Below are 17,643 nucleotides of genomic sequence, written 5' to 3'. Positions count from 1 at the left end.
CGGTTTTTCGTGTCCGGTAGACGCTGGTAGACGGTTTGGTAGACGGTCGAAACCCTTACGGCAGTAGGGGTAGACGGGTAGACGACGGTAGACGCCTGTTGCGGGAATGCGTGAATGTCACGCGGGGTACCAGACGGTGTGTTCGTCGTCGCCGTTGCTGCTGATCTCGCCCGTGGAATACAGGTGCTCGATGGCCGCGTCGGCGCTTTTGCGGTATCCGCCCGAACATGCGTTGACGAGCTGCTTGCGGGTCATGCCGCTGGGGTTGTCCTGAAGCAGCTTGAGTATCCTCGCCTTCGCCTTGCCGACGTTGCGCGTCTCGACCTGATCCATCGCGTCGTTCTTCGTGGCGATGCGTTCGGCCTCCCAGTTCACGGCGGACTGCCGTTTCTGGGACAGGCATACGGCGCGCGTCTCGTCCGACTTGTCCATGAGCGTAAGCGCGAGCCGCCAGTCTTCCGTATCCACTTCCGTTCGTCGCTCCATGATGGCGAGCAGCGCGGCTATACGCGCCACGATCTCGATGCGGTGCGCGTCCAACGGGTCGGCCTCGCCCCTGCATGACAGCAGCTGCATGGTGTCCGCGTAGCCGCTCGCCTCGGCCGGAAACGTGATCTCGGTCAACGGGTACCCTCGTTCGCCACCGCCCGGCATGGCCTCGCGCGAACCGAACTCGTACAACGCCTCACGCTGTCTCTTGTCCACCGACATGGGCAGGTCGTAAAGGTCGAACGGGAACGGGTCGGCCGGCCTGTCCGGCTTCTCGCACGACGGCGGCGCGTCCGGGTCGGTGCTGGGCATGTACAGGAAACGGCCCGCAAGCCCGGTGTCGGCCTCATCGAACAGCACGCCCGAATTGGACGGTTGCACGCCGACCACGCCCGCCAGACGATACGCATACGGCGGTATCTTGATCTGGTACTGCTTGCCCTTCGTGTCGTCGCCAAGAGGCTCGTTGCTGAACCCCTCCAGCAGCGTCGGCAGCATCGTAGAACCCTGACGGTTCATCGACGCACGAAGCGACACGATCTCGGGTATCAGCACAAGGCACTTGCTCGCCACGATATCGTCCTCGTACTCGCCCTTGACCGGCTTTCCGTCCGCGTCGAGCTTGGGAATCTTGGACACGAACTTCGCCGGGATGCTCTCGCCCGTCTTCGGCTTGACCTCCACGAGTTCCGTCGTTTCCGGCGTCGGGATCAGATGCCGCGCATGACTCATGATCTTCCCCTTGCCGCTGCCGCTGGGGCCGACAAGCGCCATATCGAGATTCAACGTCATGGGAAGATCGGCGTCGGTCAGACGCGCCACCACGTTCGGCGGCGTCAGCGCGCACACGCGAACCAGCAGCATCCCCGCCAAGCCCCAAGGGCTGACGCGAACCGCCCGCGCGTACCCATACGCATACCGCAGCCACTCACGACAAGCAAAGAACCGTTCATAATCGCCCATAGCATCCAGCCCCTAACGTCCAGTCAGCGCCCTCGCAAGCGCCATGTTGTATCCCGCCGTATACCCGTTCGCGTACGTCTGCCGCGTGCCCTGCGGCCACACGCCATGAAGGTATTCCAGCTCCCTCAATTCCGCCGCCCGGTTCAGATACCGGTAATACGCGGCCACATCCTCCATGTAACGGCGCTCGCCGGCGTAGTCCCGTGGGGGTAGACTGGACGACACGAGGGCTTCTGGTTTTACCAAGGTTCGGAACCTCTCTCTCACTGCCCGGCGTCGACTCCCAATTTCCGACGCCGGGCGTTTCCATAACCCATAGGCACAGTCCCGTGACGGCGAGCGCCGCGAGCGCCCGCCCGTAGTCCTCGGCTTGGGTGAAGCCGATAGCGGCGATCCAGCACACGGCGAACCCCATGCGGGTAATCACGAACGAGCATTTGTAAGCGAAAACGATTACCCGGCTCATAACCCCACCCCCTTCGTGAGGAACGCCACGAGGTCGCCGACCTGCGACGGCGACAGGCTCACGGGATGCGCCGTCAACTCTTCCGCGCCGATCCGGAACACGTAGAAGCCGGCCGGGTAACGGTCAACGATCAACGGACGATCCGGGTCGTACTCGTTCTCAAAACGAATCGCGCCGCTCATCGCACGCCCCCGGCGCTCGCGGCCTTGGCTTCCGCCGTGCTGTTGAACACTTGGGATTGCAGATAGTCGAGCACATCGTCACGCCGGTAGTAGATGGCGCGTCCCAGCTTCACGAACCTCAGGTTTTTCCCCTTGGTGCGCCAGTCGTTCAGCGTGTTCACGGGAATTCCGACGACCTCGCTCACCTTTTCCGCGGTGTTAAGCGGGGCAAGCTGTCCGGCGATCTCCGAGAACGCCGGCGCAACGGTTAGCACATCAGTAGTCATGATTACCTCCAAATTGTCAGATTGGGAAATTCCCAACTCGTATAACTTACAATATCACACGTTGGGAAATTCCCAAATAGATTCTTTCGTGACGCGCCGTTTTGATTGCTAAGATTTCAAAACATGAGAATCAACGAGGCGGTCGGCAGTTTTTTGAGGCGATACCGCGACGAACATGGCCTAACGCTGGATGACGTAGCCACAGCATCGCGCAAATATGGTAGTGGTTGGACTGCTGCCAAAATCAGGGATATAGAGAAAGGAAGCGGCAAAGCGGACTCATTAACGACGATCATCTTGTTGCTGGCATCGATAAATGACCTGAGGCGACAACGCGATTTAGCTGGTTTGACGATCTCTGACATATTCAAGGATTTGCAAGAGGTGAGTGTCGCTGAGTCGTCTTCGCTTACGGCTACGCAATTAATGAAGGTGCTATCGGGCAGCGAGGTTCAACTAAGCGAAAAACTGGACAGCAGAGACCAATATATCTTGAATCTTGCAACCTCAGACGAATACCAACATGACCGCGATTTGCTTGAGTTTTTCGCCACACACACGCCAACGGCTACAGAAGAACGAGCTGCCAAGAAAATCGGTGTTTCGGCTAGACTGTATGCGTACCTGTGTTTCGCATCATATGGACACACACTCGATGAAGAGATAGAACGAGTTGTAGGGGAAAACGCCTCTCCGCAAAAACGAGGCAGCGCAACACGCTCCATCATCGAAGAAACGTCCGAATGGCTGGAAAGCGCATACGTTATCAGCAGTCCACGATGGGACGTTAACGCACTTGACAAGCTCGCCAAACAAGTAAGAGCGGCGCAAAAAAGAAAATCGGAATAACGAATGCTGTTTTGTGCTTCCTCTGGCTATCCCGGTATTTCATATGCCTTATTTCGGAGAACAGAAGAGGTGCGTATTTATATCGGTGTGCACTTCGTGTGCAATGGACTTCATAAAACGTCATTGTCGCGCATGATGAAGTGAGATTTAAGAATTGGTAGAACCCAATGAAATCAACGTTTCTCGCTCTGTCCCAATGCGTCATAATGGCTCGTTAATTGTGTCCCCTAATCTCAGGGTCGCCGGTTCGAGCCCGGCCGGGGTCACGAGAAAGCCCTTGGAAACACTGACCTTTCAGGTTTCCAAGGGTTTTGCTGTAGGTTTCGCACTGGAGAAGACGCTGCAGGCAATTACGCACATGCGCCGCATGGTCTTTCGGATGTCGAACCGGCGGCATCACGACTGACATGACGGCCGCAACATCACTTGGCGTCGTTCTGGTGATGGTACTGGAACGCGAGCTCCGCAAGGTGCACGCCATGAGTGAGGAACTCGTGGGTGCGGCACACGTAGTCGTGTTCGCGGCCAATCCTGGCGATGTAGCCGTTGATGTAGTCGACCTCGGTCTTGCGGCCGCGGCTCATGTCCTGGTACATCGACGGGTAGTGCAAGGGGTTGCCGGTACGGCTGACGTAATCGACCGATTCCAGCTCCTCGGCACGCGTGTTGATGAGCTTGATGCCGGCGCGCTCGCACGCGTCGTACGCCTCGTTGATCAGCTGCATGGCCATGTCGCGGGCGCCCGGGTAGCTGATGAACTGGCCCATCGTGATCTGGTACATGGTGCACAGCGTGTTCACCACGGAGTTGAACACGATCTTGGCCATGCACATGCCCTTGAAGTCGTCGGAGATCTCCGGGTTGAGGTTGGCCTTCTGGAAATCCGCGAAGATCGCCTTCTCGATGTCGGTGACCTCGTTGGTCATGGCGCACATGTGCATGGTGCCGGCGCCGGACTTGCCGATGAAGTCCACGTCGCCCGGGCCGTTCAGCACGGTGGCGACGAGCGCGGTGCCGCCGTAGATGCGGTCCTCGGAGAAGTACTGGGAGATCTTCTCGAAGTGGCCCCAGCCGTTCATCGCGCTGAACGCGACCTGATGGTCCTTGAACAGGTGGGCGCAGCGCTTGAGCATGTCCTCGAGCTGCATCTGCTTCATGAAGATGATCCACACGTCCGGGTCGCCGTCGTATTCCTCCGGCGTGTACAGGTTGATCGGGATGAGTCGACGATTTTCGTGGTCGCGGCTGACGTACACGCCGCCCTGTTCGCGGATCTTGTCGATGTGCGGCGCCCACGCGTCGATGAAGTCGACGTGCGCGTCCGTGTGTTCCTGCAGCAGGATGCCGTAGCGCAGGCCCATCGCGCCCGCGCCGATTACCGTATAACGCATAGTTGTTCCTTGCGATTGATTCGTTGCGTTCGATCTGGCCACCGGCATGTTCGTGAGGACGCGGTATGTCACGTCGCTTCGCCGAACCCGGTGTTACCACATGTTCCGTTCGTCGCCCATTGATGATGGTTGCGGCGAGCGCCGTCGCGGCCCGTGCGCCACGGTCTTGTGGACCGTTGTGCGACGTGTTCCGCGGCTTTTTCCGGGTCATACAGTATCACCGCGCGTCAACAAGTCGCGTTGTCGGCCGCAGTGTGACGATCGCTGGTATAACGGGATCATGAACGAATACGGCGGCTCGAATGGTGTGGATTCCACGGTACCGACGGCGGTACGTACGGCCGATGCGATGGCCACCGCGCACGAAGCGATCGATCGTCTGCATAAGACGTTCCGCAGCGGCGTGACGCGGCCGTTGCGTTGGCGGCGCGCACAGTTGGATGCGATGGAGCGGATGCTGCGCGAGCAGAGTACTCGGCTGGCGCGTGCGGCGCGTGACGATTTCGGCAAACCGGTCGCCGAGACGATGCTCATGGAGATCAATCTGGTATTGGAGGAGATTCGGTTCGCACGTCCCCGTCTGGCCCGTTGGACTGCCCGCAAACCGAAGCCGATGCACTGGCTTTTGCAGCCGGCGGCCGGGTGGACGGTTGCGGAGCCGAAGGGCGTGGCGTTGGTGATCTCGCCGTGGAATTATCCGGTTCTGCTGTCGCTGGAACCGATGGTCGATGCGATCGCAGCGGGCGACTGCGTGTGTCTGAAGCCGTCGGAACTCTCGCCGAAGACGGGTCGCGTGCTGGCGACGTTGGTCGACCGGTATCTTGACCGCCGCGCGTTCGCCGTGGTGCAGGGCGGCGCGCAGGAGACCGGCGAACTGTTGGAGCAGCCGTTCGACCATATCTTCTATACGGGCGGCGGCCGGGTCGGCCGGATCGTGATGGAGGCCGCGGCGAAGCAGCTGACACCGATCACGTTGGAACTGGGCGGCAAGTCGCCGGTGTTCGTCGACTGCACGGCTGACTTGGATACGGCCGCGCGGCGCATTGCATGGGGCCGGTTCGTCAACGCCGGACAGACGTGCGTCGCGCCCGACTACGTGCTGGCCACGTCGGATGTCGCCGACGATCTGGCACAACGCATCGCGAAGGCGGCGTATCAGATGTTCGGGATGACCGGCGGACGGCGCGATGTCGTCGCGTCCGGCAACGACTCGAACACCCGCATCGGTCGGAATGACGGACGGCTGAGGACCGTTGCGGCCGACGGCACGACGGAAGACGGCCGCCGGCCGGATGATCGCAACGGTCACGATGATGCTCGCGACGCGCACGTATGGTCGCCCAGCTACGCGCAGATCGTCAATGACCGTCATTACGACCGGCTGATGTCGCTGATGCCGAATCCCGATGGCCCGTCGTCCGCCGCGCATATCGTCTGCGGCGGGTACGGCGACCGGGCGAACCGTCATATTGCGCCGACCATACTCACGCATGTCTCACCGGACGCACCGGTGATGCAGGAGGAGATCTTCGGTCCGATCCTGCCGATCCTGGAGATCGCGGACGCAGCCTCGGCGGTCGCGTTCATCAACGCTCGCCCGCGCCCGCTGGCCTGTTACGTCTTCTCCCGCAATGCCGCCACGCGCCGTCGCTTCGAGCGCGATACGAGTTCGGGCGCGCTCGGCTTCAACCTGCCGCTCGGGCATTTGATGTCCAGCCGCCTGCCGTTCGGCGGCGTCGGCGCGTCGGGCATGGGCGCATACCACGGCTATGCCGGTTTTCTCGAGTTCAGCCACGTCAAGACCGTCGTAGCCAAGCCGACGCTCCCCGACACGCTCGCCGCCATCTACCCGCCCTACACCAAGCGCAAGCGCGCCCTCATCTCCATGCTTACCGACTTCGGCAAGTAGCACTCAACAACCCAAGTCTCAACATAAACCATGTACATGGTTCAAAAAAACTTGTACATCACCTACCAACAAAAAGATACAAAAAGTACTTATTGCCGGTCGATCCAGCCGTTCACGTCGAAGACCTTGCCGAGTTCGGCTTTGATCTTCTCGGCGGACTGTTCGTCGGAGGCCGGCGCGATGTAGACGCCTCGGTCCTGGCCCCCGTTGACCTCGATCAACATCGAGGTCCGGTCGGCCGTCAGCAGGCCGCTCACCTGCGTCATGTCAGGGCCCGAGTCGGTGTAGCCGACCCAGAATCCGCTGAAATACGAGACCGTGTCCTTGGTGCCGGGCTGGGTCACATCCGTGATGCACCACACCGAACGGTCGAGGTCATGATCGACCACCGCATTCCCGCCGCCGGCCGGACGAATGACGACGTGTCCGGTCAGCCGGTCCTCCCGAAACAGATAGTGCAGTCGGGTCACGTCCAGCGATATCGTGTACGAGGTATCGGAACCGGCGTTCTTGTCGGCCCGGTACGCATCGCCGTCGATACGGATGCGTTGCGGCCACGGCACGTAATACAGCAGCAGTCCGATGACGATCAGCGCGGCGACCACGCCGGCGACAATGCGCGCGACGCGTTCGCGGCGCCTCTTCTGCGGGGTCTTTTCCATGAAGTTCTCCCCCGTCAACAGACCAGAACACCCATGTTTCAATACATCCATGATAAAACCACGCCGGTCAGACCACACCCGAGACGATGTATAATCGTTATTGGATTGCATAGTTGCAATCCCAAAAACAATCTTCAACGAAGAAGGGCTAATGATAAAAAAAACTATTTAGCATCACATTGTGCGGATTACTGTCATTGATCCCCACAAGTGCAGCCTATGCAACAAACAATAATCCAAATGAAAACGACATCTTACCCATAACATCCAATAGCTATTATTCAGATAGTACCACATCGTATACTATTAACAATAGTAGGGCTAATCCATACACTTATTGGAATCAAGAGAATATCAATAACGCCATTTCAAACCGGATTGACATTACAACAATCAAGGAGGACGGAAGCCACGCATCGACTATCGAAAATGACATCACAACAACTTTTCAACCCACCCCTCCCAGTGCACCTGAAATACCCTCCGCTAGATCCGGTTTCGATAAGGATCAGTCTTCCAAGCCCACTGGATTACTCCTATTTTCAACGGACGATGGCCAGGGAAGTTGTACCGCATCCTTGATTAATAGTAGCTCGAAAAAATTAATACTCACTGCCGCTCATTGTCTGCATGACGGAAAGAATAAGAACTGGCACAGTAACTTCATGTTTGCCCCTAATGCCGCACCTACAGGCGGCAGTCATCAAATGTATCCCGGAGGAACGGCAAGAGTTTTTACCGATTGGATAAATAAGGCCGAGCTCGAAAATGAATCAATAAAAAGTTCCGACATACCCAATGATATTGGATTCATTACAATAAACTCATCTATTCTTCCCTCAGGCACTGCAGAACTCGTTAAAAAGTATGGAGGACATGGATTCGGTCATTCCAATCTCGGAAATTTTGACGCCACAATAATAGGATATCCTGCCGATCCGGGAGATAATCAAATACCCCAATCCTGTACGTCCAAGGTCACTACAGTCTCTCCTCTGAATATTGGAAACATTCTTCAAGCAACGGATTGCAGTTTCAAAAATGCAAGAGGAGCTTCGGGAGGACCTTGGCTCCAACTCTACAATTCTTCAACTGGCATTGGTTGGGCCAACGGTCTTTCTTCGGCAGCAAACGAGGAAAGTCAGATTCTTTATAGTCCCCGATTCAACGACAGAACATACAAATTATACAATGACGCCAATAAGGACGGATTATAATAGAAAATCATGAGATTGACTAAATATATGAAGTCATTATTGTTGTTGCTGATATTTGTCATATCAGCAACAACAATTTTCGTTATCTCAAATAGCAATCCGAAATATACTTCTCGTGTCACCATTCAATTAGTGGACGTCAATGGCGATCCGCAATCACAATGTTCCGTGGCCTTCCTCAAAAATAGCGAAAATACGAAAAATAATATCGCCATGGCTCTTTATACGAATGACAAAGGAATAATAAAACCGGAATTAACAGCTGGCATGTGGACCATACAAGCAAACTGTCCGCATATAAATAACAATGGAATTACTTTTCTATATTCTGAAAAGGAATTTACCGTTCAACGGAAAGAGCATCAGACAATCGTTCTTGAACTCAACGATCCAGTTTCCCGGTAGGTGATCCGTTGTGCAGACAGGTGCCGATTCGGAACTCCTATCGGCACCTGTCTGCACAACGGATCACCAAACGCCATTGCCGCGTCGGCGACGTCACGGCTCGATGATCCAGCTCAGCCCGACGAGCACGATGAGGAACAGCACGTTGACGGCCGAGTAGACGGCCAGGTAGCGGCCCTTCTGATGCGGGTACTTGCGCACGACGTTCTTGTAGCCGATGAGCGAGGCCATCGACGCGATGAGCGTGCCCATGCCGCCGAGGTTCGTGCCGATGATGAGCGGACGCCACTGTTCGGTGAAGCCGGACAGCAGCAGCGTGGTCGGCACGTTGCTGATGAGCTGGCTGGAGCCGACCGCGACCTCGAGCGGGCGGATGTTGACCAAGGACGCGGCCAGTTCGTAGAATTCCGGCACGCGTTTCATGTTGCCGATGAAGATGAAGAACATGGTGAACGTGAGCGGCAGACCCCAGTCGACGTTCTTGAACACCTTGCGGTCGCACACGAGGAACGCGGCGAACACGATCACGCACATGGCCCACAACGGGATGAAATCGCTCACCGCGAGCAGACAGACGACGAACAGCAGCGTGTACACGACGGTGCGCCAGCCGCCGTAGCCCGCGCCGTAGCCGGTGATGCGGATCTCGTCGGGCCGGTGGCCTTCGCTGGACGGGGCGAGGACGCCCTGTTCGATGCCGGCGCCGTCGAGCGAGCGGAATTCCGAAACGGGTTTCTTGCCGAACACGATGCACGAGATGATGACGAGCATGACGGCAGCCGTGGCCGAATACGGCGCCATGATGCCGATCATCTCCATCGCGGGCATGCCGGTGAGCGCCTTCAGATACAGGTTGTGCGCGTTGCCGATCGGCGTGAGCATGCTGCCCACGTTCGCGCCGATGGTCATGAGCGTGCCGACGAGCACGGCATGCTCCTCCATGTCGGCCATGATGAGCACGGAGATCGCGAACGGGATGAACGTGACGAGCGCGACGTCGTTGGTGATGAGCATCGCGGAGAAGAACGTGAGCGAGATGAGCGTGATCACGAGGCCGCGCGCGGTGCCGACGTGGTGCAAGAGCCGCGAGCCGATGATGCGGAACACGCCGATGCGCTGGAAGCCGCACACCACGAGCATGAGGCACACCAGCTGGCTGATCGTGCTCATGTGCACGCAGTCCTTGTAGTCGGCGTCGGGCGGAACGATGAAGCAGGAGATGATCGCGAGCACCGTGGCGACGATCAGGATCGTTTCGCTTTTGAGCAGCTCGATGGCCCAGCGACGCATTGTTCCTCCGAAGTTCACCGTTCGTTAACCGTGGATGATTTTAGCGGGGAAACAAGCCAATTACGTCGTCTCGACGTGTTGTTTTCCGACCGATTTCGCCGTATACACCCGCTCAGCCTTACGGCCGCATGCCCTCCCGTTCCGACCGATCTTCGGATTCGAACACGTAGCGTCGCATCAGGACAGTCGCACCAGCGTGATGCTGTACGCGGGCAAAGTGAGGGCGATGCGCACCGGCGCCGCGGCGTCGGACGGCAGCACGGAGTCGCGTACCGTACGGCTGACGCAGTCATGTCCGGAGCCGATGTAGCCGATCGTGTTGCGCTCGTGCGGGTCGGCGGCCAACGTTTCGATGTGCAGGGATCGCAGCGGGTCGGTTCCCGTGACCGGTACGGCGACATTGAGGGTGACGCCGATGCGCGTCTGTCCGGTATTGACGAGTTTGACGAACCGCCGTGCCCCGCGAGCGGCATCGGCTCCGCTCCCCTGCGCGTCGTCACCGGTGGCGGACACGAACAGGCCGTCCGTTTCCCCGTCGGTCGTGCACGAACAGGCAAACGATCCGTAGTTCGTCGAAAACAGCCGCTCCGCCTCGTAGTTGACGCTCGGCATGACATACGCCGGGTTGAATTCGATGAGGTTCTGTTCCCAGCCGTGCCCGGTGACGTGAGACAGCAGCGGCGCGTACGACGTCATCTTGACAACGTCGGAATTGCGTTCGCAGCCGGTGAGGAACGCTGCTTCGCCGAGCGCGGACCGCCATTGGCTGGCGTGGTCGTAGTCCTGCGGCTGGGCGGCGAAGTATCCGTTGGCGGAGTATTCGCCGAAGTAGACGCCGGTGCCGTCGCGACGGTAGTCGTCGAACCGGTCGGCCTGCGAGATGAACCAGTCCGCGGAATGGTATGCGTGCTCGTCCACGAGGATGGACGGCTCGCCGAATCCCGGCTCGTCGGCGTCACGGCCGGCTCCGTCATCGCGCGTTGCTTCGACGCCCGGCACCTGCCCGGCCGCGACCTGGTGCGCGTGGTTCCACGCCCGGCTCATCGGCAGCCGGAACGGGAACAATCCGGCGCTCATCACGCACAGCATGTGCGGGTCCTTGGCGTGGATGGCTCGGCTGATCGCGTCGAATTTTTCGACGTAGTCCGCGCCGAAGTTCTCGTTGCCCACGCCGATCATGTCGAGTCCGAACGATTCGGGATGGCCCATGTCGCGCCGCGCGGCCGCCCATGCGCTCGTGTCCGGGTCGCCGTTGGCGAAGTCGATGAGGTCGAGGTAGTCCTGCACGACGACGTTGCGGAACCAGTCGGAGTCGGTGTCGACGTGCTTGGGGTCGCGGTACGGCGACTGGCAGGTGATGCCGGCGAACAGGGTCGGCAGTGGCTTGGCGCCGAGGTCCTCGCACAGGCAGAAGTACTCGTAGAAGCCGATCTGGTAGCTCTGCGAGTATGTGGAGCCGTCGGGCGTCTTGAACGCCCACATGTTGGCCTGCTGACGGCGGGCCGGCAGCGCGCCGACCGTATCCTTCCACCGGTATTCGTTGCCCGGGGTGACGCCTTCTACGATGCAGCCGCCGGGGAAACGCATGAATGCGGGCTTCAGCGCGGCGATCGATTCGACCAGGTCGCGCCGCAGCCGGCCATGCCGCCATTTCGGATCGCCCGCACCCCACGAGTCCGCGTCCATGAACGTGACGCAGTCAAGGTCGAACGTCGCGTCCGGTTCGCCGGTCACGTCGATATGCAGTTTGCCGTAGCCGGTCCCGAGTCCGCTGAGCCGATGCCGTACCTGGATCCAGCCGTCTCGCATCGGCTCGCCGGCGAACCGGTCGACGTCGAAACGCACGTCGTCGGTGAGCGGGCGCCCGTCGGCGCCGAGCACGATGACGCGCAGCGTGACCGGCGTGCCGTCCGGAGACGGCGCGACCGGGCGGACGCACGCGGAGAAATCGTAGGCGTGCCCGGATTCGACCGCCATCGCGCAGGAGTCCGCATGGTCGCCGTCGCCGTTGTATCCGAGGTTTTCGATGGACGCGGCCGCGCATTCACCGTCCGCGACATCACCGTTCGCAACGCCGTCGTCCGGACGTGTGATCGCGATGCGCGTGTATCGGCTGTTGCGGTGGATCGGCGGCGCGGGACAGTCCGTGGCGACCCGCTGGCCGTGCTCCCCGCGGATCTCGGTGCCGCAGCTGGTCGCGGACAGTCCGTCGAACCGCCAGTTGCGCAGCGGGTCGGCTTCGGTACGCCACCGGTCGGCGCCTTTGAGCCGCAACGATTCGTGGCGCAGGTACACGCCGTCGAAGCTGTAGTTGTTCACCATGTTCGCGTTCAGGCCGCCGTCCGCGCCGTGGTTGATGTCCTCGAAGAAGACGCCGTAGAGCCGTTCGCTGGCCGGATGCGTCGGCATGCCCACCGTTATCGTCACCATGCGTCCCATTATCGTCCCAACCGCTCCCCAGCGAACTGTTCAATGCGTGTTCATCCGGTCTTCAACTTCCGATGCACGAAAACTCGTCTGAACCGCATAAGCTGAATGCCGAACAGTGAGTCAAGGCGTGAAGGAGACGTCATGCAATCCTCGGTCGGCATTCGCGAACGCATCGACCACGTGTATCCCTCGTTGCGCCCTGCGGAACGGGCCGTGGCCCAATACGTTCGCGATCACCTCACCGAGGCCGCGGAACTCACCGTCGGTCAGCTCGCGCAGGCGGCCCGGGTCAGCCAGCCCACGGTGATCCGGTTCTCCCGCAAGCTCGGCTTCGGCGGGTACCGCGAACTGCGATATGTGCTGCGTCATCCCGAAGCGGAGCGCCGCGTGACCTTCGACCCGCTGGAAGGGTTCGACCTCAACCCGTGGGACGACGTGGACGGCGTGCCGGCCAAGGCCGTCAACAGCGCGAAAACGCTGCTCGACGATCTGGCGTCGGCCCTGGACCAGACCGCGTTCCGCAAAGCCGTGTCCCTGATCGCCGGGGCGTCGATGATCGACATCTACGGCGTGGAAAATTCACTCGTGCCGGCCACCGACCTGTTCACCAAGCTCGGATATCTCGGCCTGAAGGCCAGGCTGAATACCGACGCCTACCTGCAGCAGATCGGCGCCGGCCATCTCGACGCGAACGACACGGCGGTGGCCTTCTCCTATTCGGGATCCTCGGCCGACACCGTCAAGGCCCTTCGGCTGGCGAAGTCGCGGGGCGCGCACACGATCGCCGTCACGAACGCCGCAGGCACGCCGCTGGCCGGATGGGCCGACGTGTGCCTGCTGGCCGGCCACGGCGAACACACGATCTACGGCAACGCGATCTTCTCGCGCGTCGCCCACACGGCGATCGTGGACATGCTGTACATGGGCGTGATCCTGAGCGATTACGGCCGTTTCTCCACCGAACTCGACCGTTCCGGCAGGATCATCGCCGACCGCGAATACCACGGCTGACCCGTTCCGCGGCACCTCGTGGACCGCACCCCCCGTGGCAGAAAACGCTCGCTGAGCGCATGCTCGGTGAGCGAAAAACGCCACGCAACGTCCATGGACTACGAAACTACAACGGCGTGGCGTAGTTTTACGCATTGTTCACCATTCTTTTATTGACCTTTCCCCTCAACTGGCACGCGCCGCCGCCGCACGGGCGGACGATGGAAACTGCGGCGTGAAGTTCGGTCGCACATAACTGAATACCGAACGGAGACGCCGGCGCACGGTCCGGCGTCGATAACGAGCAGGCCGCTGCGGGCAGCCTGCCGGAAGGCAAGTTGAGAAATATGCTCGAATTGAAGAACATCACCAAATCCTTCGGGGACACGCACGTCCTCAACGGCATCAGCCTGACGCTGGGAGACGGCCAGATCATGTCGATCCTCGGCCCGTCCGGCGGCGGCAAGACCACGCTGCTCAACATCATCCTCGGCATCACCGATCCGACCAGCGGGCAGATCCTCTACAACGGCGAGGATCTCACGCAGGTGCCGATGGAGAAGCGCGGGTTCAACATCGTGTTCCAGGACTACGCGCTGTTCCCGAACCTCACCGCCTACGAGAACATCACGTACGGTCTGCGCAACAACCCCGGCATCTCCTCGGAAGGCGAGATCAAGGAGCTCATCTCCCTGCTCGGACTCGAGGAGCATCTCGGCAAGCGCATCGACGAGCTGTCGGGTGGTCAGAAGCAGCGCGTCGCGCTCGCCCGAACGCTGGTGATGAAGCCGAAGCTGCTGCTGCTCGACGAGCCGCTGAGCGCATTGGACGGCGTGATCAAGGAGTCGATCAAGGCGAAGATCAAGCAGATCGTCGAACAGTACAAGCTCACGACGATCATGGTCACGCACGACCCCGAGGAGGCGTGCACGATGAGCGACCGCGTGCTCATCATCAACCACGGCAAGATCGCACAGTACGACACCCCGGAGAACATCATCGAGCACCCGGCGTCCGACTTCGTGAAGAAGTTCATCCTGCACCAGCTCGAGGTCAAGCGCAACAACATCTACACGCTGTTCAACGAAGGCGACGCGCACGCGACGGCGGCGAACGCGCAGCCGGCCGCCGCCGAGCAGAGCGCGCAGGAGGCCTGACATGTCCGCCGAATCGATCCAGGCGGCCAATCAGCTGCCCAACATCCGCCCCGAAATCGTCAATTACGAACGCCGTCCGAAGGCGCCGAAGCAGACCGAACTGTGGACTCTGCTGGTCATCGTGGCCGTCGCGTTCGCCGCGTTCCTCGTCGTGCCGATGGCGCTCGTCATCGTCAAGTCGTTCACCACGGCGGACGGCAGCGCGACGCTCGCCAACTACGCGGCCGTGCTCTCGCGCCCCGAATTCACACGCTCGATCACCAACTCGCTGGCGGTCTCCGCGGTGTCCGCCCTCGTGGCCGTGCTGCTCGCGTTCCTGCTCGCGTACACGATCAACTGCACGAACGTGCCGGCCGGCTTCAAGCGCGCGATCGGACTGCTCGCGCAGCTGCCGATGCTGCTGCCGACCATCACGTACGGATTCGCGATCATCTACTCGTTCGGCAAGCAGGGCCTGATCACCCGCCTGCTCGGCGGCCACCAGCTGTTCGACATCTACGGGTTCAACGGCCTGCTGCTCGGCTATGTGATCTACACGCTGCCGACCTGCTTCCTGCTGATCAACAACAGCTTCCAGTTCGTCGACAAGAAGTTCATCATCGTCTCGCACATCATGGGCGACAAGCCGCTGACCACGTTCCTCAACACGGTGCTGCGCCCGCTGATCGGCACGATGGCCGTCGCGTTCATCCAATCGTTCTTCCTCGCGTTCACCGACTACGGCATCCCGACGTCGGTCGGCGGCGAGTACGACGTGCTCGCGATGACGCTGTTCAACCAGATGCTCGGCTCGATCCCGAACTTCAACCGCGGCGCCGTGATCGCCGTGTTCATGCTCATCCCCTCGATCATCTCGATCATCCTGATGACCGTGCTCGAACGGTTCGCGATCCGCTACAAGCAGATCAGCCAGGTCGACCTGCCGAAGGGACCGCGCCGCGACTGGGCATGCGGCATCGCCTCCGTGGTCGTGCTCGTGTGCACGCTCTCGGTGTTCGCGGTGATCCTGCTCATCCCGTTCGTCTCCGAATGGCCGTTCAACACGGCGCCGACGTTCGCGCACATCGCGAACATGTTCACCGATTCGGAACTCACGCAGGTGTTCACGAACTCGCTGTACGTGGCCGTGATGACCGCCATCATCGGCTGCCTGTTCGCGTACGCGGCCGGACTCGTGACCTCGCGCTCCAAGCTGCCGAACTGGGCGAAGCGTTCGGTCGACGCGATCTCGGCGATCATCAACACCGTGCCCGGCATGGTGCTCGGCATCGCGTTCCTGTTCGCGTTCTCCGGCTCCGGACTGCAGAACACGTTCTGGATCCTGATCGCGGCGAACATCATCCACTACTTCGCCACCCCGTACCAGATGATCAAGGATTCCCTGTCGAAGATGAACGCCGGCTGGGAAACGACCGCCAAGCTCATGGGCGACAACTGGATCAAGACGATCGTACGCGTGGTCACGCCGAACGCGCTGCCGACGATCCTGCAGGTGTTCGGCTACTACTTCGTCAACGCGATGGTCACGATCTCCGCGGTCGTGTTCCTGACCGGCGCACGCACGCAGGTCATCACCACGAAGATCTCCGCGCTGCAGCACATCGCCAAGTTCGACGACGTGTTCGTGCTGTCGCTGCTCATCCTCGTGACGAACCTCGTCGTCAAGGGCGTGATCGCGTTCGCCACGCGCGACCGTTCCGCCGAACGTGCCCGCAGCCGCGCGACCGCGCGCGCCACCGTGCGCACGCCGCAGGTCGCCGCCGCACGCTCCACCGTCGCCGCCGACACCCGACTGACCGCAGCGGTGCAGGCCGCCGAGAACGGCACGCCGGACTTCCCGCTGCCGACCAGCGGCAACCGCCGCGCCCGCAACGCGTTCACCGCCGGACTGTCGGCCGTGCTCGCCGTGCTGCTCGTCAGCTTCGGCTTCGGTGCGACGTCCACCGCCTCCGCCAACGGCCAGGTCGTGATCTACACGAACGCCGACGACGAGGCCGTGGTCGCCTTCCAGCACGCGCTCGACAACAACGGGTTCAAGGACCAGTACATCATCCAGAGCTTCGGCACCTCCGAGCTCGGCGGCAAGATGCTCGCCGAAGGCAAGGCGCTCGAGGCGGACATGCTCACCATGAGCTCCTACTACGTCGATTCGGCGCAGGAGCGCAACCACATGTTCGCGCCGCTGACCGACGTGAAGTCCCAGCTGCTGGGCACGTCCGAAAACTCGAAGGCGCCGGACTACCGCCGTCCGACCACCGCGCAGGAGGGCGCGATCATCGTCAATACGAAGGCGCTTGAGGCGGCCGGTGTGGATGCGCCGAAGAGCTTCAAGGATCTCGCGGACCCGAAGTACGCGGGGCTGATCTCCGTGCCCGACATGGAAGGTTCGTCGACCGGCTGGCTGATGATCCAGGCGATCGCGGACGCGTACGGCACCGGCGAGGAAGGCAAGCAGATCCTCACCGCGATCTACCGCAACGCCGGCCCGCACCTTGAACAGTCCGGTTCCGGACCCTTGAAGGCCGTGCGTTCGGGCGAGGTGGCGATCGGCTTCGGCCTGCGCCATCAGGCCGTCGCCGACAAGAAGAAGGGCCTGCCGATCGACTACGTCGACCCGGAGGAGGGCAACTACTCGCTGACCGAATCGGTGGCGGTGCTCGACAAGGGCCGCATGACGAACCCGAAGGCGCAGAAGATGGCCGCGGTGATCATCGACCAGGGCCGCAAGGAACTGCTCGAAACGTATCCGACGCCGCTGTACGTGGGCGAAAAGGCCCCCGCCAACGCGTCCAAGCGTTCCAAGACGTTCCCCAAGCCCCTGACCGTCGACCTGCTGCAGCAGCACCAGGACTTCTCCGCCGAATGCAAGCGCATCGCGCAAGGGAAGTGAGTCGTTTCTACTAGGGTGTGTTTACTCTAAGGGTCGTTTGAGGTGGATGGCGATGAGCGCGAGGTGAACATCGGAGAGGTAGGTCTC

At 60.6% G+C, this 17,643-nt stretch carries 15 protein-coding genes; 7 read left to right on the top strand and 8 right to left on the bottom strand.

The window, feature by feature from the left end; genetic code table 11:
- Positions 1-117: 117 nt before the first annotated feature.
- From GFD25_RS00995 to GFD25_RS00980, 4 genes are all read right to left on the bottom strand, one after another.
- Positions 118-1,353 carry a DUF3987 domain-containing protein gene (locus GFD25_RS00995; RefSeq protein ID WP_163229071.1) on the bottom strand — a complete coding sequence of 412 codons (1,236 nt, stop codon included), beginning with the start codon at positions 1,351-1,353 and terminating at the stop codon, positions 118-120.
- A 111-nt stretch (positions 1,354-1,464) separates the two neighbouring features.
- The gene (locus tag GFD25_RS00990; RefSeq protein ID WP_163229070.1) at positions 1,465-1,698 is read right to left on the bottom strand and encodes a hypothetical protein; all 234 of its coding nucleotides are present in this window, start codon (positions 1,696-1,698) and stop codon (positions 1,465-1,467) included.
- A 216-nt stretch (positions 1,699-1,914) separates the two neighbouring features.
- Positions 1,915-2,100: a hypothetical protein gene (locus GFD25_RS00985; RefSeq protein ID WP_163229068.1), complete on the bottom strand. Its 186-nt coding sequence runs from the start codon at positions 2,098-2,100 to the stop codon at positions 1,915-1,917.
- Positions 2,097-2,366, bottom strand: coding sequence for a helix-turn-helix domain-containing protein (locus GFD25_RS00980; RefSeq protein ID WP_163229066.1), 270 nt, complete (start codon positions 2,364-2,366; stop codon positions 2,097-2,099). Before GFD25_RS00980 ends, GFD25_RS00985 begins: the two co-directional genes overlap by 4 nt.
- Before the next feature lie 123 nt (positions 2,367-2,489).
- Here GFD25_RS00980 and GFD25_RS00975 point away from each other — a divergent pair, with 123 nt between their 5' ends.
- Positions 2,490-3,215, top strand: a complete 726-nt coding sequence (locus tag GFD25_RS00975; protein WP_163229064.1) for a helix-turn-helix domain-containing protein — start codon at positions 2,490-2,492, stop codon at positions 3,213-3,215.
- A gap of 422 nt (positions 3,216-3,637) precedes the next feature.
- Here GFD25_RS00975 and GFD25_RS00970 read toward each other — a convergent pair whose 3' ends face one another.
- Positions 3,638-4,606 carry a ketopantoate reductase family protein gene (locus tag GFD25_RS00970; RefSeq protein ID WP_163229062.1) on the bottom strand — a complete coding sequence of 323 codons (969 nt, stop codon included), beginning with the start codon at positions 4,604-4,606 and terminating at the stop codon, positions 3,638-3,640.
- Positions 4,607-4,955: 349 nt separating this feature from the next.
- Here GFD25_RS00970 and GFD25_RS00965 point away from each other — a divergent pair, with 349 nt between their 5' ends.
- Complete coding sequence (locus GFD25_RS00965; RefSeq protein WP_239512339.1) at positions 4,956-6,515, top strand: aldehyde dehydrogenase family protein; 1,560 nt, start codon at positions 4,956-4,958, stop codon at positions 6,513-6,515.
- 89 nt (positions 6,516-6,604) lie between these two features.
- On the opposite strand, the gene GFD25_RS00960 is transcribed toward GFD25_RS00965, so the two are convergent.
- Positions 6,605-7,177: a hypothetical protein gene (locus GFD25_RS00960; protein WP_163229058.1), complete on the bottom strand. Its 573-nt coding sequence runs from the start codon at positions 7,175-7,177 to the stop codon at positions 6,605-6,607.
- Between the two features lie 197 nt (positions 7,178-7,374).
- Here GFD25_RS00960 and GFD25_RS00955 point away from each other — a divergent pair, with 197 nt between their 5' ends.
- A complete protein-coding gene (locus GFD25_RS00955; protein WP_163229056.1) occupies positions 7,375-8,394 on the top strand; it encodes a trypsin-like serine peptidase in 1,020 nt (339 codons plus the stop codon).
- A gap of 9 nt (positions 8,395-8,403) precedes the next feature.
- Positions 8,404-8,799 (top strand): hypothetical protein, encoded by a 396-nt coding sequence (locus GFD25_RS00950; protein ID WP_163229054.1) that lies wholly within the window; start codon positions 8,404-8,406, stop codon positions 8,797-8,799.
- Between the two features lie 93 nt (positions 8,800-8,892).
- Here the strand turns inward: GFD25_RS00950 and GFD25_RS00945 are convergent, their stop codons facing one another.
- Positions 8,893-10,089 carry an SLC13 family permease gene (locus GFD25_RS00945; RefSeq protein WP_163229052.1) on the bottom strand — a complete coding sequence of 399 codons (1,197 nt, stop codon included), beginning with the start codon at positions 10,087-10,089 and terminating at the stop codon, positions 8,893-8,895.
- A gap of 177 nt (positions 10,090-10,266) precedes the next feature.
- A complete protein-coding gene (locus GFD25_RS00940) occupies positions 10,267-12,519 on the bottom strand; it encodes an alpha-L-arabinofuranosidase C-terminal domain-containing protein (protein ID WP_163229050.1) in 2,253 nt (750 codons plus the stop codon).
- Between the two features lie 141 nt (positions 12,520-12,660).
- On the opposite strand from GFD25_RS00940, the gene GFD25_RS00935 reads away from it, so the two are divergent.
- From GFD25_RS00935 to GFD25_RS11985, 3 genes are all read left to right on the top strand, one after another.
- The gene (locus GFD25_RS00935) at positions 12,661-13,530 is read left to right on the top strand and encodes a MurR/RpiR family transcriptional regulator (RefSeq protein WP_163229048.1); all 870 of its coding nucleotides are present in this window, start codon (positions 12,661-12,663) and stop codon (positions 13,528-13,530) included.
- Positions 13,531-13,856: 326 nt separating this feature from the next.
- Positions 13,857-14,666, top strand: a complete 810-nt coding sequence (locus GFD25_RS00930) for an ABC transporter ATP-binding protein (RefSeq protein ID WP_163229045.1) — start codon at positions 13,857-13,859, stop codon at positions 14,664-14,666.
- A 1-nt stretch (position 14,667) separates the two neighbouring features.
- Positions 14,668-17,556, top strand: a complete 2,889-nt coding sequence (locus tag GFD25_RS11985) for an extracellular solute-binding protein (RefSeq protein WP_204314724.1) — start codon at positions 14,668-14,670, stop codon at positions 17,554-17,556.
- The last annotated feature ends 87 nt before the right edge of the window (positions 17,557-17,643 follow it).

The organism is Bifidobacterium aerophilum, assembly GCF_010667685.1.
GTDB classification, from domain to species: domain Bacteria; phylum Actinomycetota; class Actinomycetes; order Actinomycetales; family Bifidobacteriaceae; genus Bifidobacterium; species Bifidobacterium aerophilum.
The sequence above is the reverse complement of the archived record's forward strand: the minus strand, read 5'-3'. Positions and strand labels throughout refer to the sequence as shown.